The 19,983-nt window shown below is 74.5% G+C and carries 15 protein-coding genes and 1 pseudogene; 5 read left to right on the forward strand and 11 right to left on the reverse strand.

Annotation, left to right across the window (positions count from 1 at the left end; translation table 11 throughout):
- Positions 1-69 precede the first annotated feature (69 nt).
- The 3 genes from ACTMS9_RS11060 to ACTMS9_RS11070 all read right to left on the reverse strand — a co-directional run bounded on the left by ACTMS9_RS11060 (position 70) and on the right by ACTMS9_RS11070 (position 3,309).
- Entirely contained in the window at positions 70-1,245 is a 1,176-nt protein-coding gene (locus ACTMS9_RS11060; protein WP_441164855.1) for a thioester domain-containing protein, read from the reverse strand.
- A 181-nt stretch (positions 1,246-1,426) separates the two neighbouring features.
- The gene (locus tag ACTMS9_RS11065; RefSeq protein ID WP_210778416.1) at positions 1,427-2,113 is read right to left on the reverse strand and encodes a response regulator; all 687 of its coding nucleotides are present in this window, start codon (positions 2,111-2,113) and stop codon (positions 1,427-1,429) included.
- A 2-nt stretch (positions 2,114-2,115) separates the two neighbouring features.
- Positions 2,116-3,309, reverse strand: a complete 1,194-nt coding sequence (locus tag ACTMS9_RS11070; RefSeq protein ID WP_435819927.1) for a PspC domain-containing protein — start codon at positions 3,307-3,309, stop codon at positions 2,116-2,118.
- A 243-nt stretch (positions 3,310-3,552) separates the two neighbouring features.
- Here ACTMS9_RS11070 and ACTMS9_RS11075 point away from each other — a divergent pair, with 243 nt between their 5' ends.
- From ACTMS9_RS11075 to ACTMS9_RS11085, 3 genes and pseudogenes are all read left to right on the forward strand, one after another.
- Positions 3,553-5,142, forward strand: coding sequence for a PspC domain-containing protein (locus ACTMS9_RS11075; RefSeq protein ID WP_441142383.1), 1,590 nt, complete (start codon positions 3,553-3,555; stop codon positions 5,140-5,142).
- A pseudogene (locus tag ACTMS9_RS11080) lies at positions 5,139-5,378 on the forward strand (hypothetical protein); the annotation flags it as partial. The gene ACTMS9_RS11075 and the pseudogene ACTMS9_RS11080, both read left to right, overlap by 4 nt.
- Before the next feature lie 766 nt (positions 5,379-6,144).
- Positions 6,145-7,392 (forward strand): phosphatidylserine decarboxylase, encoded by a 1,248-nt coding sequence (locus ACTMS9_RS11085; RefSeq protein ID WP_441142382.1) that lies wholly within the window; start codon positions 6,145-6,147, stop codon positions 7,390-7,392.
- A gap of 58 nt (positions 7,393-7,450) precedes the next feature.
- On the opposite strand, the gene ACTMS9_RS11090 is transcribed toward ACTMS9_RS11085, so the two are convergent.
- The 3 genes from ACTMS9_RS11090 to ACTMS9_RS11100 form a co-directional block, all read right to left on the reverse strand.
- The gene (locus ACTMS9_RS11090; RefSeq protein ID WP_441142628.1) at positions 7,451-8,281 is read right to left on the reverse strand and encodes a CDP-alcohol phosphatidyltransferase family protein; all 831 of its coding nucleotides are present in this window, start codon (positions 8,279-8,281) and stop codon (positions 7,451-7,453) included.
- Between the two features lie 436 nt (positions 8,282-8,717).
- Positions 8,718-9,629 (reverse strand): NUDIX hydrolase, encoded by a 912-nt coding sequence (locus ACTMS9_RS11095; RefSeq protein ID WP_441164856.1) that lies wholly within the window; start codon positions 9,627-9,629, stop codon positions 8,718-8,720.
- A gap of 110 nt (positions 9,630-9,739) precedes the next feature.
- The gene (locus ACTMS9_RS11100; RefSeq protein ID WP_154941892.1) at positions 9,740-10,687 is read right to left on the reverse strand and encodes an NUDIX hydrolase; all 948 of its coding nucleotides are present in this window, start codon (positions 10,685-10,687) and stop codon (positions 9,740-9,742) included.
- A gap of 144 nt (positions 10,688-10,831) precedes the next feature.
- Between ACTMS9_RS11100 and ACTMS9_RS11105 the strand changes: the two genes are divergently transcribed.
- Positions 10,832-11,200: a PspC domain-containing protein gene (locus ACTMS9_RS11105; RefSeq protein WP_441164857.1), complete on the forward strand. Its 369-nt coding sequence runs from the start codon at positions 10,832-10,834 to the stop codon at positions 11,198-11,200.
- Positions 11,201-11,210: 10 nt separating this feature from the next.
- Here ACTMS9_RS11105 and guaA read toward each other — a convergent pair whose 3' ends face one another.
- Both guaA and ACTMS9_RS11115 read right to left on the reverse strand, forming a co-directional pair.
- A complete protein-coding gene (guaA, locus tag ACTMS9_RS11110) occupies positions 11,211-12,767 on the reverse strand; it encodes a glutamine-hydrolyzing GMP synthase (protein WP_441142380.1) in 1,557 nt (518 codons plus the stop codon).
- A gap of 146 nt (positions 12,768-12,913) precedes the next feature.
- Positions 12,914-14,611, reverse strand: coding sequence for an FAD-dependent oxidoreductase (locus ACTMS9_RS11115; protein WP_441164858.1), 1,698 nt, complete (start codon positions 14,609-14,611; stop codon positions 12,914-12,916).
- Positions 14,612-14,748: 137 nt separating this feature from the next.
- On the opposite strand from ACTMS9_RS11115, the gene ACTMS9_RS11120 reads away from it, so the two are divergent.
- Entirely contained in the window at positions 14,749-15,879 is a 1,131-nt protein-coding gene (locus ACTMS9_RS11120) for an LCP family protein (protein WP_441142378.1), read from the forward strand.
- Here ACTMS9_RS11120 and ACTMS9_RS11125 read toward each other — a convergent pair.
- The 3 genes from ACTMS9_RS11125 to ACTMS9_RS11135 form a co-directional block, all read right to left on the reverse strand.
- Positions 15,876-17,324, reverse strand: coding sequence for a M1 family metallopeptidase (locus ACTMS9_RS11125; RefSeq protein ID WP_441142626.1), 1,449 nt, complete (start codon positions 17,322-17,324; stop codon positions 15,876-15,878). The two genes, ACTMS9_RS11120 and ACTMS9_RS11125, sit on opposite strands and share 4 nt — an antisense overlap.
- A gap of 61 nt (positions 17,325-17,385) precedes the next feature.
- Positions 17,386-18,795, reverse strand: a complete 1,410-nt coding sequence (locus ACTMS9_RS11130; protein ID WP_441142377.1) for a M1 family metallopeptidase — start codon at positions 18,793-18,795, stop codon at positions 17,386-17,388.
- A 50-nt stretch (positions 18,796-18,845) separates the two neighbouring features.
- Positions 18,846-19,964 carry a GuaB3 family IMP dehydrogenase-related protein gene (locus ACTMS9_RS11135; RefSeq protein ID WP_441164859.1) on the reverse strand — a complete coding sequence of 373 codons (1,119 nt, stop codon included), beginning with the start codon at positions 19,962-19,964 and terminating at the stop codon, positions 18,846-18,848.
- Positions 19,965-19,983 lie beyond the last annotated feature (19 nt).

The following is a 19,983-nucleotide window of genomic DNA, read 5'->3' on the forward strand; positions in this document are numbered from 1 at the left end:
CCTCCGGCCGACCCGGAACGGACTCCGGCCCCGGCACCACAGGGTGCCGGGGCCGGAGAGGGTGGTTCGTCAGGCGGTGAAGCGCACCTTGCGGCGGCGGACCACCAGCAGGGCGACCGCACCCACGGCCAGCAGCAGCACGCCGGCGGCGGTCGCGGCCGCGATCGGCGAACCGGTCAGCGGCAGGTCGCCGCCGTTGCCGGCCGGCGAGGTGGACGGCGCCGGGCTCTCCCCCGGGGTCGACGGCGAGGGCGACTCGACCGGGGTCGACGGCGAGGGCGACGCCGACGGGGTGGTCGGGGACGCCGACGGGCTGGCGGGTGCGGCGGCGAAGCTCGCCGAGGCGTCGGCGGTGACCGTGGCGCCGGCGCTGCCGCCGAGGATCAGCTTCTGCTTCTCGTCCTTGCCGCCGGAGAAGAGGAAGACCCGGCCGAAGGAGACCGAGTCCTGGGCGGAAACGGTCACGGTGACCGAACCGGGATCGGTCGCGGTCAGCCAGAAGGCCCCGCCGTTGGTGGTCGTGGTGACCGGCTTGCCCTCGGCGTCGACGGCGGTGCCGCCGGAGACCTTCAGCGCGATCTCGCCGGCCGGGCCCTTGACGGTGAACGGGCCGGCCTTGCCGCCGGCGGTGGCGGTGGCCTTCGCCGGGTCGATGGTCAGCTCGGCCTTCGGCTCCGGCTGGTCGGTCGCGTTCGCCACCAGGTAGTCGTAGATCTTCTTGATCACGCCGTACTCGGCGGCGTCGGTCAGGCCCTGCTCCCAGTCGCCCAGCTTGACGCCGTCACTGAAGTGCCAGACGGCGGTCTGGGTGCCGAAGTAGAGCAGGGTGTCACGCCGCTTGTCGCCCAGCCCGGCCGGCAGCTCCGTCCCCGCCGCCTTGAGCAGCGCCGGCACCTCGGCGTTCGGGTAGCCGTGGGTGAGCACCCACTGCACCTTGCCGAGGTTCTCGACCTCCGACTGGCCCCAGGTGCCCTCGGTGTACTCACCGTCGCGGGCCACCGGCGTGTGGAAGTCGATGCAGAAGACCGGCACCGTGCCGTCCTTGAGCTCCAGCGCGAGCGCCGACGTCGACAGCTTCCGCTTGTCGAGCTTCAGCACCACGCCGGTGTCCTTCACCGCGCGCGCCACGCCGGTCGCCGGCGCCTCGGCGGCGGCCGGAGCGGCCGAGCCGAGCACCATCGCGCTGCCGGCGACGAGCGCCGTGGCGATTCCGGCCCAGCGTCGTCCCAGTTGTTTGAACGTCAAAGTCGTACACCTCTCCCCAGGGGTGGGCCCGCATCCGGCGGGCCTGCACAGGTCGCCGTTCTCGCGGGGTTTCGCACCACCCGCACGCGAGAAAAACGCGACGGGGCATTATGCGACATGAGTGGATCTCTTGTCAGCCCCTGGGGTCGTTCGGTCCGATTGTGAGGATCTGCCCCTGCCGTCACACCAGCCGGCGGTCCGCCGCCCAGCGGGACAGCTCGTACCGGTTGGACATCTGGAGCTTGCGCAGCACATTGGACACGTGCGTCTCGACCGTCTTGATCGAGATGAACAGCTCCTTGGCGATCTCCTTGTACGCGTACCCCCGGGCCAGCAGGCGCAGCACCTCCCGCTCCCGGTTGGTGAGCTGGTCCAGCTCCGGGTCGGCGACCGGCGCGTCCGGCCGGGCCGCGAAGGCGTCCAGCACGAACCCGGCCAGCCGGGGGCTGAACACGGCGTCGCCGTCGGCCACCCGACGGATCGCGGCGGTCAGCTCGTCCGGCGAGATGGTCTTGGTGACGTAGCCCCGGGCACCCGCCCGGATCAACCCGATCACGTCCTCGGCGGCGTCGGACACGCTCAGCGCCAGGAACTTGACCTGCGGATGGGTACGCCGCATCGCGTCCAGCACCGCGCGGCCGCCGCCGTCGGGCATGTGCACGTCCAGCAGCACCACGTCGGGCTGGGTCGCGGCGATCCGGGTGAGCGCCTCGGCCACCGTGCTCGCCTCTCCCACCACCTCGACGTGCGCGCCCAGCTCGGCCCGTACGCCCGCCCGGAACATGGCGTGGTCGTCGACGAGGAAGACCCGCAGCCGCTCCACCCGGGCGTCCGCGCCCTCGACCGGTTCCATCGACTGCTCCGCCATGATCATTTGTCCCTCTCCGCCGTGGAGCCGTTGCCGGTGATCGGCAGGATCAACCGGACCTCGGTTCCCTCTCCCGGCCCGGACCGGATCTCCGCCCGGCCGCCGTGCCGCTTCATCCGCCCGACGATCGATCCTCGTACGCCGTGCCGGTGATCCTCCACCGTATCCGGGTCGAAGCCCTTGCCCCGGTCCCGCACGAAGACGCTCACCTGCTCCGGCTCGACCTCGGCGTAGAGCGACACGGTCTGCACCCCGGCGTGCCGGGCCGCGTTGACCAGCGCCTCCCTGGCCGCCGCCACCAGCGCGCCGACCCGCTCGTCGGTCTCCCGGTCGCCCACCACCACCGCCTCGACGGTGATCGCGAAGGTGTCCTCCACCTCGGCGGCGGCCTGCTCCAGCGCGGCGGCGAAGCGTTCGGTGGGCGAGCCGGTGGGCTTGTAGAGCCAGTTGCGCAGCGAGCGCTCCTGGCCCCGGGCCAGCCGCTGCACCGTCTTGACGTCGGTGGCGTTGCGCTGGATCAGGGCCAGGGTGTGCAGCACCTGGTCGTGGACCATGGCGGCCAGCTCGGCGCGTTCCTGCTCGCGGATGCGCCCCTCCCGCTCCGAGCGGAGCTGGTTGTACGTCCGCCACAGCACCGGCGCCGCGACCACACCGACGCCGGCCAGCCCGACCAGCGCGAAGATCACGCCGTTGACCACCGCGTCGAAGTTCTGCACCGGGGAGTAGACCGCCGCCACGCCGATGATGCCGACCGCGACCAGCACCCCGCCGCCGACGAAGCGGAGCACGAACGCCCGCCGGTCGCTCTCCTCGACCACCGCGCCGAGCCAGGGCACCGGGGAATCGCCCCACTGCCGGCGGCGCTCCGGCGCGGACTGGTGCCAGATCACGCCGGCGCCCACCGCGATGATCGCAACCAGCCAACCGGCGGTGCCGGTCGCGCCCACCGAGTCGAAGACCAGCACCTGCATCAGCAGCACGCCCAGCCCGATCAGCACGAACGGCAGCAGCTGCGACAGGTCCCGGCGGGGCGGCGCCGCGGTGTCGCCGGGACGCAGCGGGACCACCGCCCAGAAGGCGGCGTAGAGCAGCAGCCCCAGGCCGCTGAGGCCGAGCAGGACCATGAAGGCGACCCGTACCCGCAGCACCGGGATGCCGAGGTGGTCGGCGATGCCGGCGGCCACGCCGGCGGCCATCCGGTGCTCGGGTGCCCGGTAGAGGCGGGGCGGTGGGGTCGTCACGGTGCTGATCGGAGGCTCCCCTGTTCAGGCCCGGTGCGGCGCAGGTGCCGGGGTCGTCCGGCTCCGGTCCGATCGTCACACGGGGCGACGCCCGGCGACCACGGGGACGCCCCGGACATTCCCGCCCCCACGATCTCAGGGTGGGGTCAGGGTCGGGTCCGGAGGACGCTCGGGCGTCCGGCGCAGCAGGATCGGAGCATGACCGAGGAAGCTGCCCCGCCGCCCCGCCCGTGGGCGACCGAGCCGGAGAGTCCGCCGCCCACCACCACCGGCGCGCCGGGCCCGTGGGCGTCCGCCCACGGCGGCCAGACGCCACCCCCCGGGGGGTACGCTCCGCCGCCGTTCGGCGGCGCCGGCTTCACCTCACGGTACGGGCTGGTCCGGCCGCGGGAGGGCCGCTACCTGGCCGGGGTCTGCGCGGCGATCGGCCGGGCCACCAACACCGACCCGGTGCTCTGGCGGGTGATCCTCGCCGTGCTCGGCTTCTTCGGCGGCGTCGGCATCCTGCTCTACGTCGCGGCCCTGCTGGTCATCCCCGGCGAGGGCGACAGCGGCTCCCCGGTGGAGTCGATGCTCGGCCGGGGCCGGTCCAGCATGTCGCCGGTCACGGTCATCGTGCTGAGCATCCTGGTCGCGGTGAGCTTCGGCTTCATCGTCACGGACGCGTTCCGGGCCGTCCTGCTCGGCGCGGCGATCCTCATCGGCGGCGCGCTGCTGCTCAACCGGGACGGCCGCACCCCGCCCGCCGCCGTCCCCACCGAACCACCGGCCCCGGCCAGCGCCCCACCCGGCCCGGTGCCACCGGTCAGCTACCCCGCGCCCGGCCTCTTCACCCCGGCCCCGACCGGTCCGCTCGCCCCGACCGCACCGCTGCCGGTCACCGTGCCGGCGGAGCGCACCGCCGAGCAGGCCGCCTGGTCACCCGCGCCGCCGGCCGCACCGCCCGGCGCCCGGCCGGACGCCCGGACCGCCGCCTGGCCGGCCGCACCGGGAACGGCCGAGCCCGCGCCGGCCACCTGGCCGCCGGTCGCCGAGCCGACCGTCCCGGCGCCACCGGTGGGCGCGGCGGTGCCCGCCGGTGGCTACCGCCCGCCGTTCGCGCCGCGCGGGCCGTACGCCGGGCCGCCTTCGCCGCCCCCGCCCCCGCCGCCCCGGGTGAAGCCGCCGAAGCGGCCGCGCGAGCGGTCGGCGCTCGGCGCGGTGACCTTCTCGCTGATCTTCCTCGCCCTGGGCGTGGTGGCCATCCTGGACCTGCTGGGCGTCTTCCCGGTCGGCGCCGCGGCCTACTTCGCGGCGGCGCTGGCCACCATCGGCCTCGGGCTGCTGGTGGGCACCTGGTTCGGCCGGGCCCGCTGGCTGATCGCGCTGGGGCTGGTGACCGCGGCGGCGCTGGGGGTGGCCACGGTGGCCGAGTCCTACGACCGGATCCGCGGCGTGGACGGCAACGTCACCTGGGCCCCCACGGACGTCCGCGACCTGGCCACCCGCTACGAGAACAGCTTCGGCGACACCACGCTGGACCTGCGGGGGATCAACTTCGACAAGCGGACCACCGAGATCACCGTTGTGGTCAACTTCGGTGAGGCGACGATCGTGGTGCCGCCGAACGTCGACGTCACCACCGTGACCGACGTCAACGCCGGGGACGCCACGGTCTTCGGCCGGCGCACGGGCGGGCTGGACGGCCGTTCCCGGGAGAGCACCGACCTCGGCCCGGACGGGGCCGGTGGCGGCACGCTGCGCCTCAACGTCCACGTCAACGCCGGCAACCTGGAGGTGACCCGGTGAGGGTGCACCGCACGGACCTCGTCTCGCTCGCCTTCGGGCTGCTCTTCCTCGGGCTCTCCGTCTGGTGGCTGCTCGCCCAGATCCTCGGCCTCGCCCTGCCCCCGGTGGGTTGGTTCCTGGCCGGCGCGCTGGTGGTGATCGGGCTGCTCGGCCTGGTCGGCGCGCTGCGGTCGGGCCGGCACGACCGGGAGGCCCCGCCGGCCGCCGGGCCGGAGCCGACCGAGCCCGACCCGTCCGCCGCCGGCTGGTCGGCGCCGCCCGCCGGGCCGCGGGACGCCGCCGACGGGTTCCCCGGGCCGGCCGACACCGCGATCGCGGACCGGGAGCCGGCGCCGGTCCCCTTCGAGCCGGCCGACCTCCGGTACCCGCGGGACGACGAGGCCGTCCCCACCCGCTGGGAGACCACCGAGACCCCGGGCGCCGAGCGGGAGACGGCCGAGATCCACTACGCCGACCCGGGAACGGACGAGGACGTGCCCACCCGCCCACAGGTGACAGGGCAGGAGACGGCGGCGCTCGGAACGGCCGGAGAGCAGACCGCCGAGGTCCTGTTCGCCGGTCCGGACGACGCCACCGCCCCGGTGTGGGGACCGGACGGGACCGGTGACCGCTTCACCGAGCCGCAGACCCGGGCGATCGGGTCGGCCGGCGAGGCGGACGAGTGGCCCACGGCGGCGATCAGCGACCGGCCCGCCGAGGCGGTCGAGGACCGGGCGGCCGACGCGCCGGACGACCGGCCCCGCTGGTCGCCCGCCGAGCCGGTCAGCGGCCCGCCGGCCGGGGAACGCCGCGCGCCGGACTGACCGCGGCGGTGCGGTCGCAGCCGACGGACTCGTATGCTGGCCGGTGGAGATCCCGCCTCCGCCGGCCGGCCGCGCCGGCGGGCCTCGTCCGCGGCCGAGCGGTCCGGTCAGCGGTCCCGTCCGGGGCCGAGCGGACCAGGTCGCCCGTGGCGGTCCCGCCGCGACAGCCCGTCTCTACCTCGTCAGGAGCCCGTCCGACATGACCCAGTCCCCCGCCGAGCGCACCCCCGGCCGGTCCGGTCCGGTCCGCATCGGCGAGCGCGCCGCCCGTACCCTCGTCACCGAGCTGGCCCGGCGTAACGACCCGAAGGCCGCCCTCCTGGTCGACGCGTCCCCGGAGTCCGCGGTGCTCGCCGCGGCGATCGACGCGCTGCTGCCCGGCGACACGCTCACCGTCGTGCCGGCCGAGCCGGCCGGCGCCGGCGCGCTGCGCCAGCACGTGGCGGCCCAGGGTCGCTGGGTCGCCGACCGGGTACGCGTCGTCGACTCCCTCGCCGAGGCGGACGCCGCCGAGGTGGTCATCGCCGCCGAGCCGCTGACCGGCACCGCGGAGCAGGCCCGGACGACCGTCGACGGCCTGGTCAAGTACCTCAGCGAGGGCTCGGTGCTGAGCGTGGCCGCGCCGGTCTTCCGTACCGAGGGCGCCGCCGCCGAGCTGGACCGCCAGGGCGTGCTGCACGGGGTCGGCACCGACCTGGTGCTGCGCAACTCCCCGCCGGTACGCGTGCACCATCTGCGCTTCACCCCGGCCAGCCCCGCGCTCGCCGCCCGGCTGGCCCCCGCCCACCGGCCCTCCAGCGTGCCGCTGACCCGCGGCATGCACATCGACTCCAACGGCGTCGCCGCGGCCGGCATCGCCCTCGGGCTGGCCGCCGTGGCCCGCGTGGTCCGCCCGAAGTCCAAGCTCTGGCTGCTGCCGGCGCTGGCCGCCGGCCCGGTGGCCGCCTTCTTCCGGGACCCGGAGCGGGACGTCCCGGAGGACCCGTCGGCCGTGGTCGCGGCCGCCGACGGTCAGGTCCTCTCCGTGCAGCGGCTGCACGACGAGCGGTTCGGCGACGGCGAGTGGCTGCGGATCGCGGTCTTCCTGTCGGTGCTGGACGTCCACGTCAACCGCGCGCCGGTGCCCGGCAAGGTGGTGGACTACTTCGTCGCCGACGGCGGCTTCGTCAACGCGATGAAGCCGGACGCCGAGCACAACGTGGCCGCGTACACGGTGCTGGACACCGACCACGGCACGGTGGTGGTGGCGCAGCGCACCGGGCTGATCGCCCGGCGGATCGTGCAGCGGGCGCCGATCGGCGCGCTGCTGGCCCGGGGCGAGCGCTTCGGCCTGATCCGGTTCGGCTCGCGCACCGACGTCTACCTGCCGGCCGACGCGGCGGAGCCGCTGGTCGGGCCGGGCGACAAGGTGGTCGGCGGGTCCACGGTCATCGCCCGCTGGCGCTGACGGAACGCGAGAAGGGGCGCCGCGGTCGCGGCGCCCCTTCTGCGTACGTGCGGGTGGATCAGGCGGTGCGGCGCTGGTGCAGCCAGAGCAGCGGGCCGCTGACCAGGTAGCCCACCACCACCAGGGCGAAGGTGAGCCGGATGTCGACCAGCGCGCCGATCACCGGGGCCAGCCACAGCCACGGCGGCAGCTTGAGCAGCCGGGCGAGCTTCGCGTACGGGAAGCTGGAGACCATCGCGAAGGCCAGCAGCGCCACCCCGGCGATCTGCACCACGGCGGGCAGCGGCAGGCCGATCGCGACCGTGAGGGCGAGCACCGCCGCCGCCATGGTCGTCGGCACCCCGCAGAAGAACCGGCCGTCCTTCGGCGAGACGTTGAACCGGGCCAGCCGGATCGCGGCGCAGGCCGCGACGAGGGCCGCGGCCACCGCGGCGGCCGCCGTGGGGGCCGACCCGGCCAGCGAGGCGTAGACCACCACGGGGGCGGCCAGGCCGAACGAGCACATGTCGGCCAGCGAGTCCATCTGGGCACCGAACGGGCTGGCCACGCCGAGCTTGCGGGCGAGCGCGCCGTCGAGGCCGTCGAAGACGACGCAGGCGATGAGCAGGAGCGCCGCGACCCGGGCCTCGCCGGCCATGGCCACGAAGATGGCGTTGATGCCGAGCATCAGGCTGGCCAGCGTGCAGGCGTTGACCAGCGCGAACTTCATCCGGCGCGACGCGGTGCGCTCGCCGGGGAGCAGCGGGATCGACATCGCCGACGCATCGTCGTCCACCGACGGAGCGGGGGCGAGGGCCGGGCTGACCGGCATGACCGCCTCGATCTCCGCGCGGCGGGCGCGGTCGAAGCCGTACCGGCGGGGCCGGTCGACGAGGTGCTCGGGGACCACCAGCTCGGCGCCGATACGCGGGTCGCCGTCACGGCGGCCCACCCGGACCAGCAGCACCTGCCGGGCGAACGTGCTGCTGCGGCGCAACCGGCCCGCCCAGCGACGCCCGGCGGGGCGCGGACTGTCAGTCGTACGACGCCGGCGCCATAGGGCTCTCGGCACGTTTCCTCCATCACCGGATCGACTGGCCGCCCACGGGGGGCGGGTGTCCGGCTGTCTCGTGCCGGACCGCTCTTGGCCCGGCAGCCCGTTCAAACGGTGTACACCATTGCACAGGGAAGTGGCGGTTGGCGATAGCTGCCGGCGGTACTTATATCTCCGTTAAACCGCGCGAACCGCTGTCTTATTCCCATCTCGGGCGTCATCGCCCGTTTTCTCCGCCAACCTCACTTACGACTGTACCGGAGCACCCTCACGACGGCCCGGCGAGCGAGGGCTATCGCCCCCGACGTCCGGTTGCCAGGGCGGCGACCTCGGTCAGCGACAGCGTCGCCAGCTGCGCGGACGTGAACCAGCCCGCCGCCGCGGTCGACCCGCCGGCCAGCTCGGTCACCTCCGGCTCGGTGGGCGCCGAGACCAGCACCCGGTAGACCACCCGGACGGCATGCCAGTCCAACGGGCGCCCCTCCGGCCCGAGCGCCGCGGGGTTGTGCAGATTGTCGACCGTCAACAGGTCGACAACGGTCCCGAGCTGCCCGGACTCCTCCACCAGCTCGCGCAGCAGCCCGGCGGCCGGCTGCTCGCCGTGATCCGTGCCACCGCCGGGCAGGTGCCACCGGCCCGCGCCCGGGTAGCCCGGTGCGATCCGGGTCAGCAGGATCCGGTCAGCGGGGTCGGTGACCAGCCCGTACGCGGCGAACCGCTGGCGCCGGTCGGCGGGCGGGGCGGCCTGCCCGGCCGGCAGCGCGCCGGGCAGGCCGGCCGGCAGGGGCGTGACGGGCAGGCCGAGCAGCTCGGCGGTGAACGGCATCAGCGGCAGCGCGGCGGCCTCGTCCGGCGTGCACCAGGCCAGCTCATCGCTGCCGCCGGCCGGCTCCGGGCGCAGCTCGCCGCCGTGCTGCTCGACGTCGAAGACCAGCCGGTCGGTGTGCACGGCGACGCCCTCGGCGCGGAACGTGGTGACGTCGGCCAGGGCGGCCCGCACCTTGGTCACCTCGACGGCCAGCCCGGTCTCCTCGGCGAACTCGCGGACCACCGCCCGCGCCGGGTGCTCCGCATGCTCGACACCGCCCCCCGGCAGCTGCCACACGCCCGGAAACGGACAGCGGGCGGATCCCCGGGCCAGCAGCACCCGCCCCGAGGCGTCCCGCAGCACCCCGTACGCCCCGACCCTGCGCCGCTGTTCCACGCCCACCACGCTCCCCCGCCGTCCGGCCAACCGGCCGTCGATCATGAGGTTAACGGCAGGCGGGAGCGGTATCAGGCGGTCGACGCCCAGGATCGACGGCGGACCGAGCGTCAGGTGAGGCGGGCGGCCTGGACGGCTTCGGCGGTGACCTCGGTGAGCCGGTCGGTGGGGAGGGCGCCCAGCTCCTCGCGGGCGAACCAGCGGGCCTCGCAGGTGGAGCCGCCGACGTCGGCGACGGTGGGCGGGGCGGGCTGGTCGACCACCACCCGGTAGAAGGCGCGCACCCCGTGCCAGTCGATCGGGTAGCCCTCGGGGCCGAGCGAGGCGGCGTCCCGGTGGCTGGCCACGCCGAGCAGCTCGACCAGGCGGCCGGTCTGGCCGGTCTCCTCCACCAGCTCCCGGATCAGCGCCGCGCCGGGCTGCTCGCCGTAGTCGGTGCCGCCGCCGGGCAGGTGCCAGCAGCCGGCCCCCGGGTACCCGTCGGAGACCCGGGTCAGCAGCACCCGGTCATCGGGGTCGGTCACCACCGCGTACGCCGCGAAGCGCTGCGCCCGGTGCAGGCCGTCCGGGCCGGGGACGGCGTAGAAGGAGGGGAACTCCGGCGGCTCGTCCGGGACGACGTCGGCGGAGGAGGCGGGCAGGCCCAGGGCACGCGCGGTGAACGAGCGCAGCGGCAGCGCGCGGGCCTCGTCGAGGGTGTACCAGCGGGCCAGGTCGGTGGGGCGCTCCACCCGGTCGGTGAGGGTGCCACCGCGCACCGAGACCCGGTAGAGCAGGCGGTCGGTGTGGATGGTGATGCCCCGCTCCGGCAGGGCCCGCATGTCGGCGAGGACGTCCTCCAGCCCGGAGACGGCGACCGAGAGCCCGGTCTCGGCGGCGGTCTCCCGGACGACGGTGTGCTTCGGGTCCTCACCGTGGTCGACCGCCCCACCGGGCAGGGACCACACGCCGGGGGTGCCGGAGCGCTCCGATGCGCGGACCAGCAACACTCGGCCGACTGAATCAGCACAGACTGCGTATGCCGCGATCCTGCGGAGCGGCTCCAGCAAGGTGGTCACGGAGCCAAATTCTCCCCGCCCAGGGTTACCTGGATCGAAAAGAGTCAGATTCCTGACTCATGACTGGCAGGTCAGGGATCGGTCAGGGTAGGGATCCGGGCGGTCACCGAGGTCGCCCGGCCGCCCCGCGCGGAACGTGGAGACATGACCTCGACGAGCACCCCCCAGGCCCCGTACAAGCAGCTCCGCCGACCCACCACCGACCGGATGGTGGCCGGCGTCGCCAGCGGCCTCGGCCGCTACTTCGCCGTCGATCCCACCCTGGTCCGGGTGGTCTTCGCCGTGGCGACCCTGCTCACCGGCGGCTTCGCCGCGCTGGCGTACCCGATCATGTGGTTCCTGATGCCGGAGGAGCCGGCGGGCGCGCCCGCCTGGCCGCACCCGACGGGTGCCGCGCCGCACGGCACGCCGCCCACCCCGGGGTACGTCCCGCCGCCGGCCCCGACCACGCGGCCCGAGCCGCCGACGGTCGCGCAGCCGACCTACCCGCAGCAGCAGCCGCCGACGGCGTGAGCCGACCGGCTCACTCCCACTCGATGGTGCCCGGCGGCTTGCTGGTCACGTCCAGGACCACCCGGTTGACCTCGGCGACCTCGTTGGTGATCCGGGTGGAGATCCGGGCGACCACCTCGTAGGGCAGCCGGGACCAGTCGGCAGTCATCGCGTCCTCGCTGGAGACCGGGCGCAGCACCACGGGATGCCCGTAGCTGCGCCCGTCACCCTGCACGCCGACGCTGCGCACGTCGGCCAGGAGGACCACCGGGAACTGCCAGACGCCCCGGTCCAGGCCGGCGGCGGAGAGCTCCTCGCGGGCGATCAGGTCCGCCTGCCGGAGCAGGTCCAGCCGCTCCTGGTCGACCGCGCCGATGATCCGGATGGCCAGACCCGGGCCCGGGAACGGGTGCCGCCAGACCATCGCCTCGGGCAGGCCGAGCTGGAGGCCGAGCGTCCGGACCTCGTCCTTGAACAGCGTGCGCAGCGGCTCGACCAAAGCGAACTTCAGGTCCTCCGGCAGGCCGCCGACGTTGTGGTGGCTCTTGATGTTGGCGGTGCCGGTGCCGCCGCCGGACTCCACCACGTCCGGGTAGAGGGTGCCCTGCACCAGGAACTCGACGTCGCCGTGCGAGGCGATCTCGCGGGCGGCGGCCTCGAAGACCCGGATGAACTCCCGGCCGATGATCTTGCGCTTCTGCTCCGGGTCGGTGACCCCGGCCAGCGCGCCGAGGAACCGCTCCTGCGCGTCGACCACCTTCAGCTTGATGCCGGTCGCCGCGACGTAGTCCTTCTCCACCTGCTCGGCCTCGCCGGCCCGCAGCAGGCCGTGGTCGACGAAGACGCAGGTGAGCTGGTCACCGACCGCCTTGTGCACCAGCGCCGCAGCGACCGCGGAGTCCACGCCGCCGCTCAGGCCGCAGATGACCTCCTTGTCGCCGACCTGCTCGCGGATCCGGGCGACCTGCTCGTCGATGATGTTCTCGGGCGTCCAGGTCGGCTCGATGCCGGCGATGTCATACAGGAAGCGGGTCAGCATCTCCTGGCCGTGCGCGGTGTGCCCGACCTCCGGGTGGAACTGCACGCCGGCCCGGCGGCCGGCCAGGTCCTCGAAGGCGGCGACCGGGGCGCCGGCCGACTCGGCGGTCACCGTGAAGCCCGCCGGGGCCTCGGTCACGCAGTCGCCGTGGCTCATCCAGACCGGCAGGTCGGCCGGCAGATCGCGGAGCAGCACACCGGGATCGAGGAGGCGGGGGCGCAGCGGGGTGCCGCCGTACTCGCGGTTGCCGGTCTTCGCGACCGTGCCGCCGAGCGCCTGGGCCATCGCCTGGAAGCCGTAGCAGATGCCGAAGACCGGCACGCCGGAGTCGAACATCCCCGCGTCGATCTGCGGGGCGTCGGGCGCGTAGACGCTGGACGGGCCGCCGGACAGGATGATCGCGGCCGGGTCCTTCGCCAGCATCTCGGCGACCGGCATCGAATGCGGGACGATCTCCGAGTAGACCTTGGCCTCGCGCACCCGGCGCGCGATGAGCTGGGCGTACTGGGCTCCGAAGTCCACCACCAGGACGGGGCGAGGCGTGCTCATGTGCAGAAAGCCTACCGACAGTCACCCCCGGCCCGGGCACTGGCCGGGCTCCGGGCGTGCCGCGTCACGTCCGGAGCCGGTCAACCGGCCCGCCCGCGCGCCACCGGCCGGCCGCGCTCCCGGTGCCCGCGGTCCGGCCGGGGCGGTCAGCCGCGCAGCGCGGCGGGGGCGTCCGCCGGCACCGCCGGGCGCCCCGGGGGTACGGGCGCCACCCGCCGGTACGCCTCGCCGAGCGGCGGACGGGGATCGTCCTCGCCCTTGTTCGGCCAGAAGGACATCGCCCGCTCCGCCTGGGCGGTGATCGTCAGCGACGGGTTCACGCCGAGGTTCGCCGAGACCGCCGCCCCGTCCACCACGTGCAGCCCCGGGTGGCCGTAGATCCGGTGCCACGGGTCGATGACCCCGTCGGCCGGGGACGCCCCGATCACCGCCCCACCGAGGATGTGCGCGGTCATCGGGATGTTGAACGGCTCGGTGAGCGCGCCGCCCGGCGTACCGCCGATCTCCTCGGCGAGCAGCCGGACCGCCTGGTTGCCGGCCGGGATCCAGGTCGGGTTGGGCGCGCCGTGACCCGGCCCGGAGACCAGTCGCCGGCCGAAGAGGCCGCGCCGGAACCGGGTGGTCAGCGAGTTGTCCACCGACTGCATCACCAGGGCGATCACCGTCCGCTCCGACCAGCCGCGCACCGACAGCATCCGGGCCGCCAGCCCGGGTTGCCGGACGATGCTGCCCAACCAGCGTCGGACCCGGTGCGGGCCGCCGTCGACCAGCAGCGACTGGAGCAGCCCCATCGCGTTCGAGCCACGGCCGTAGCGCACCGGCTCGATGTGGGTCTGCGGGTCGGGGTGGAAGGAGCTGGTGATCGCCACCCCCTCGGTGAAGTCCACCCCCTCGGCGCGGGCCCGCGCGCGGGGCACCGAGGCGCCGAGGATGGCCTCGGAGTTGGTGCGGGTCAGTTCGCCGAGCCGGTCGGAGAGGCCGGGCAGCGCGCCGGTCGCCTTCATCTCGTGCAGCAGCCGCTGGGTGCCCAGCGCCCCGGCGGCGAGGACCACCTGGTCGGCGTGGATGACCTGCCGGCGCCGCCGCAGCCAGGCGCCCGTCCGCTCGGTGTGCACCTCATACCCGCCGTCGGGGGCCGGCCGGACGGCGGTCACCGTGGTCAGCGGGTGGACCTCGACGCCGAGCCGCTCCGCCAGCCAGAGGTAGTTCTTGACCAGCGTGTTCTTCGCGCCGTGCCGACAGCCGGTCATGCAGGAGCCGCAGTGCGTGCAGCCGGTGCGCTCCGGGCCGACCCCGCCGAAGTACGGGTCGGGCACCCGTTGGCCGGGGCGGCCGATGTGCACGCCCACCGGGGTGGCGTGGAAGGTCCGGCCGACCCCCATCCGCTCGGCGACCGCGCGCATCGCCCGGTCCGCACCGGTGTCGACCGGGTACGTGGTGACGCCGAGCATCCGCTTCGCCTGGTCGTAGTGGCGGGCCAGCTCGTCGCGCCAGTCGGTGATGCCGCGCCACTGCGGGTCGTCGTAGAAGGCGTCCAGCGGCTCGTAGAGGGTGTTGGCGTAGACCAGCGAGCCGCCGCCCACCCCCGCCCCGGAGAGCACCATGACCCCGCCGCCGGCCTTGCGGTCGGCCGAGCGGAGCAGCGTGATCCGTTGCAGGCCGTAGCAGCCGAGCTTCGGCGCCCAGAGGAAGCGCCGGGCCCGCCAGGACGTCTGCGGGAACTCGTCGTCGGCGAACCGCCGACCGGCCTCCAGAACGCCGACGGTGTAACCCTTCTCGGCCAGCCGGAGCGCGGTGACGCTGCCGCCGAAACCGGACCCGATGACGACCACGTCGTACCGCATGAACGCATCATTACCGCTGAGTAGCCATCGCGCCAGCGGCAGTTTTCGCGCGATCATGATCGCGTCCACCGATCCGTCCGGCCACGCCCGCAACTCCGGGCCCCCGTCGGAGCGTTGTCCCAACGGGGGTGTCGAGCATGGCTCACGAGACAGGGGCGCGACGACCGCGCCGGGCGCTGCTGCTGGCCGCCCTCGCCGCGGTGGTCCTGGTCGCCGGGGGCGCCCTGGTGGTGAACCGGCTGGTCAGTGACGACGGGCCGCAGCGCCGACCGGGCGCGGTCGCCGCCACCGCCACCGCGACCGCCACACCGGGCGCCGCCCCGGAGCCCAGCCCGACCACCCCGCCCGGGGCCGGCATCACCGGCCCGCTCAACCTGCTGCTGGTCGGGGTGGACACCCGGGTCAGCGTCCCCGGGTGGGAGCCGCACAGCGACGCGGTGCTGGTGCTGCACGTGCCGGCCGGGCTGGACCGGGCGTACCTCTTCTCGCTCCCCCGCGACCTGCTGGTGGACATCCCGGCCTTCCCCAAGGCGGGCTACAAGGGCGGGAAGACCAAGCTCACCCACGCGATGAGCTACGGCAGCCGGGTGCCGGGCAAGCCCAAGGAGCATCGCGTCGCCCAGGGGTACGAGCTGCTGCGCAGCACGGTCAGCGGATACACCGGGCTGCGGATCGACGCCGGCGCGGTGATCACCTTCAACGGCTTCGACAAGCTGGTGGACACCCTGGGCGGGGTGGACATCCACGTCGACCAGCGGGTGGTCTCGCTGCACCGCCGGCCGGACGGCAAGCACCGCGACCCGGCGCCCTCCGGCGGCGGCTACGTCGGGCCGCAGATGGTCTACGAGAAGGGCCAGCGGCACCTCAACGGCTGGCAGGCGCTGGACTACGCCCGCCAGCGCTACATCACCGGCGGCGACTACGCCCGGCAGCGCCACCAGCAGCAGCTCCTCCGGGCGCTGACCGCCAAGATCCTCGACGAGAACCTGGCCCGCCAGCCGGACCGGGTCCAGCAGGTGGTCGACGCGCTCGGCGACACCCTGATCTACGCCGGCGGTCCCCGCATCGTCGACCTCGCGTACGCCCTCGGCGGGCTGAGCGTCGACCGGTTCACCCCGGTCGCGCTCCCCGGCAGCGGGGTGGGCAAGGGCAGGGCCTACCGGGGTGAGGAGCTCAAGGCGGTCGGCCGGCAGTTCCTCACCGCGCTCAAGGCCGGCGACGCCGAGCAGTTCCTCGCCGCCCACCCCGAGCTGCGGGTGAAGAACTAGAGACGCTTTGGCGCCGGCGGGCGCTCGGTGCCGTGCAGCCAGGCGGCGAAGAGCTTGTCCAGTTGCTTGCCGGAGACCCGCTCGGCGACCGCGACGAACTCGTCGGTGGTGGCGTTGCCGTTGCGCTTCTCCGCCGCCCAGGTCTTGAGGATCTTGAAGAACGCCGGGTCGCCGACCGCCACCCGCAGCGCGTGCACGGTCATCCCGCCGCGCTGGTAGACCGACTCGCTGAACAGGTTCTGCCGGCCGGGCTCGGCCGGCGGCGTCTGCCAGAGGCGGCTGGACGAACCGGCGTACCGCCGATCGAAGGCCGCCTGGGCGGTGCCGGTGCCCCGGTGCTCGGCCCAGAGCCACTCGGCGTAGGTGGCCAGCCCCTCGTTGAGCCAGATGTCCTGCCACTTCGCCAGCGAGACGCTGTTGCCGAACCACTGGTGGGCCAGCTCGTGGGCGACCACGCCGGTGTTCTCGCCGCCCCGGAAGAAGCCCGCGCCGTAGACCGGGCGGCTCTGCGTCTCCAGCGCGTACCGGATCCGCTCGTCGGCGACCACCACCCCGCCGTACGCGGCGAACGGGTACGGCCCGAAGACGCTCTCCAGGTAGTCGGCGACCTCGGTGGTGCGGGCCATCGACGCGTCGGCGGCCCCCTTGCCGAGCTTGGTGCTGACCGCGCTGAACACCGGCCGTCCCTTGTGCTCGCCGGTCTCGACCCGGTAGTCCCCGATCACCACGGTGCTCAGGTAGCTGGCCATCGGGGCGGCCTCGGACCACTTCCAGGTGGTCCAGCCGTCGGCGTCCGAGCGCCCCTTCGGCACCCCGTTGCTGACCGCGGTCAGCCCCTTCGGGACGGTGATCTCGACGTCGTAGGTCGCCTTGTCCGAGGGGTGGTCGTTGACCGGGAACCAGGTGCTCGCCGACTCCGGCTGGCCGAGCGCGATCGCGCCGTCGGTGGTGTGCAGCCAGCCGCCCTCGCCGAGCACCTCGTTGGCCAGCGGCTCCGGCTTCCCCTCGTAGCTGATCTCGGCGGTGAAACCGTTGCCGGCGGTGAGCCCGGCGGCCGGGGTGACCACCAGCTCGTCGGCCTCGCGGGCGTGCCGGGCCGGCGCGCCGTCCACGGTCACCTTCCGCACGGTCAGCCCGGCCAGGTCCAGGTGGAACGCGGACAGGTCGGCGGTGGCCGTCGCCTGCACGGTGGCGGTGCCGGTGAGCCGGTCGGTCGCCGGGTCGTAGCGGACCTTGACGGTGTACCGCCCGACGTCGTACCCGCCGTTGCCGTAGCTCGGGAAGTAGGCGTCGCCGACGCCGGCCGCGCCCGGCGCGAACTGCCGCCCGGCCGTCGGGGCCGGAGCCGCGGCCGGCGCCGGCCGCGGCTCCGGCTCGGACCCGCACCCGGCGAGCCCGAGGGCCGCCACCGTCACCAGACCGACGCCCCGCCGCATCCGCGCCATGGCCACCCGGCACCTCCCCGTGTCGTCGGCGGCAGCCTACCGACCGGCGGTCACCCGCGGGTCACGGAAGGGCGGGCGCGACGCCGCCGGCCAGCCAGGCGTCCAGCAGGGGGCGCAGCGGGCGGCCGGCGACCCGCTCGGCGTACCCGGCGAAGTCGGCGGTGCTGGCGACGCCGCCGCGCCGCTCCTCGGTCCAGCCGCTCAACAGGCGGAAGAACGTCTCGTCGCCGACGGTTCGGCGCAGCGCGTGCACCGCGAGGGCACCCCGCTGGTAGACCCCGTCGCCGAACATCGCCGCCCGGCCGGGATCGACCGCCGGCTGGGACCAGTCGGTGACGGCGTGCCGCAGCTCGAAGGCACGCTGCGCGGTCCGGCCGCCGTCGTGCTCCGTCCACAGCCATTCCGCGTACGTGGCGAAGCCCTCGTTGAGCCAGATGTCCTGCCAGCTCGACAGCGAGACGCTGTTGCCGAACCACTGGTGGGCCAGCTCGTGGACCACCACGGACGGGTTGGGCCGGCCGCCGGAGAAGAAGCCCGGCCCGTAGACCGGGCGGGACTGGGTCTCCAACGCGTACCCGATCCGGCTGTCGGTCACCACGATGCCGCCGTAGGAGTCGAACGGGTACGGCCCGAACCGGCTGGCGAGGAAGTCCGCTATCTCGCCGGTACGGGCCAGCGAGGCCGCCTCGGGGCCGGTCGCCGGCAGGCCGGCCGGCACCGCCGTGACCATCGGTCGGCCGCCGTGCGTGCCGGTCTCGACCCGGTAGTCGCCGATCACCAGGGTGGTCAGGTAGCTGGCCATCGGCGCGCGCTCGGCCCACCGCCAGGTGGTCCAGCCGCCGGTGCTGCTCCGCTCCCCCGGCACCCCGTTGCTCAGCGCGGCCAGCCCGTCGGGGACCGTCACCTCGACGTCGTAGGTGGCCTTGTCGGACGGGTGGTCGTTCACCGGGAACCAGGTGGCCGCCGACTCGGGCTGGCCGAGCACGATCGCCCCGTCGGCGGTGTGCAGGAACCCGCCGCTGCCCAGCTCGCCGTCAGGGACGGCGGTCGGCACCCCGGCGTAGTCGACGTCGACGGTGAACCCGGTGCCGCGGGGCAGCCCCCGCGGCGGCGTGATCACCAGCTCGCTGCCGTCGCGGCGGTGCCGGGCCGCCGCCCCGGAGACGGTCACCCGCGAGACGTCCAGCCCGATCAGGTCCAGGTTGAACCGGGAGAGGTTGCCGGTGGCGGTCGCGGTGACGGTGGCCCGGCCGGTCAACCGGTCGGTCGCCGGGTCGTACCGCACCCGCAGCCGGTAGCCGGAGACGTCGTAGCCGCCGTTGCCCCGACCCGGGACGTACGGGTCACCGGCGTCGGCGGCGCCGGGCCGGAACTCGTTGCGGTCGTCGCGGTCGGACGTACAGCCGGCGGTCGCCACGGTCGTCGCCGCCACGACGGCGGCGAGCAGAAACCTGGACCGGATACGACGCACCGGCCGAGCCTAATCGGCGCGACCGGTGCGTAGGGGTGGTTTTGTCCGGGTCAGCGGTCCAGGACCAGGCCGACCTTCTGGAACTCCTTGAGGTCGCGGTAGCCGCACTTGGCCATCGCGCGGCGCAGCCCGCCGAAGAGGTTGAGCTGGCCGTCCGGCTCGTCGGCCGGGCCGAAGAGCAGCTGTTCCATCGAGCCCAGCGGCTCGCCGGCGATCTCGAACGCGCCGCGCGGCAGCGACGGGTGGCTGGCGGCCGAGTGCCACCAGGCGCCACCGGCCGGCGCCTCCTCGCAGAGCGACAGCGCCTCGCCGAGCATCACCGCGTCCGCGCCGCAGCCCAGCGCCTTGGCGATGTCGCCGGAGGTCTGGATGTCGCCGTCGGCGATCAGGTGCACGTACCGGCCGCCGGTCTCGTCCAGGTAGTCGCGGCGGGCCGCGGCGGCGTCGGCGATCGCGGTCGCCATCGGCACCCGGATGCCCAGCACCGACTCGGTGGTCGACCAGTCGTCGCCGCCGATACCGACGATCACGCCGGCCGCGCCCGTCCGCATCAGGTGCAGCGCCGTCTTGTAGTCGGTGCAGCCGCCCACCACGACCGGCAGGTCGAGGTCGGCGATGAACTCCTTGAGGTTCAGCGGCTCGTCGGTGGTCGAGACGTGCTCGGCCGAGACGATGGTGCCCTGGATGACCAGGATGTCGACGCCGGCGTCGAGGATCACCGGGGCCAGCGCCAGGGTGTGCTGCGGAGAGACCCGGACGGCCACCGTGCCGCCGCCGGCGCGCAGCTCGCGCACCCGCTCGGCGATCAGGTCGGGGCGGATCGGCTCGGAGTAGACCTCCTGGAGCCGCTTGGTCGCCCGGGCGTCCTCGCCGAGACCGGCCAACTCCTCCAGGACCTTGGTCGGGTTCTCGTACCGGGTCCACAGGCCCTCGACGTTGAGCACGCCGAGCCCGCCGAGCTGGCCGAGCCGGACGGCGGTGGCCGGGCTCATCGTGGCGTCCGACGGGTGCCCGACGCAGGGAATGCCGAACGGGTACGCGTCGAGCTGCCAGCTCGTCGAGACGTCGTCGACGTCCCGGGTCCGGCGGCTCGGCACGATGGCGATGTCGTCCAGGTGGTAGCCGCGCTGCGCGGTCTTGCCCAGCCCGATCTCGACCACGTCACGCATGGGGACTCCAGGTGGTTGG

The sequence above is a fragment of the Micromonospora sp. L31 genome (genome assembly GCF_052068075.1).
Taxonomy (GTDB): Bacteria; Actinomycetota; Actinomycetes; order Mycobacteriales; family Micromonosporaceae; genus Micromonospora; species Micromonospora purpureochromogenes.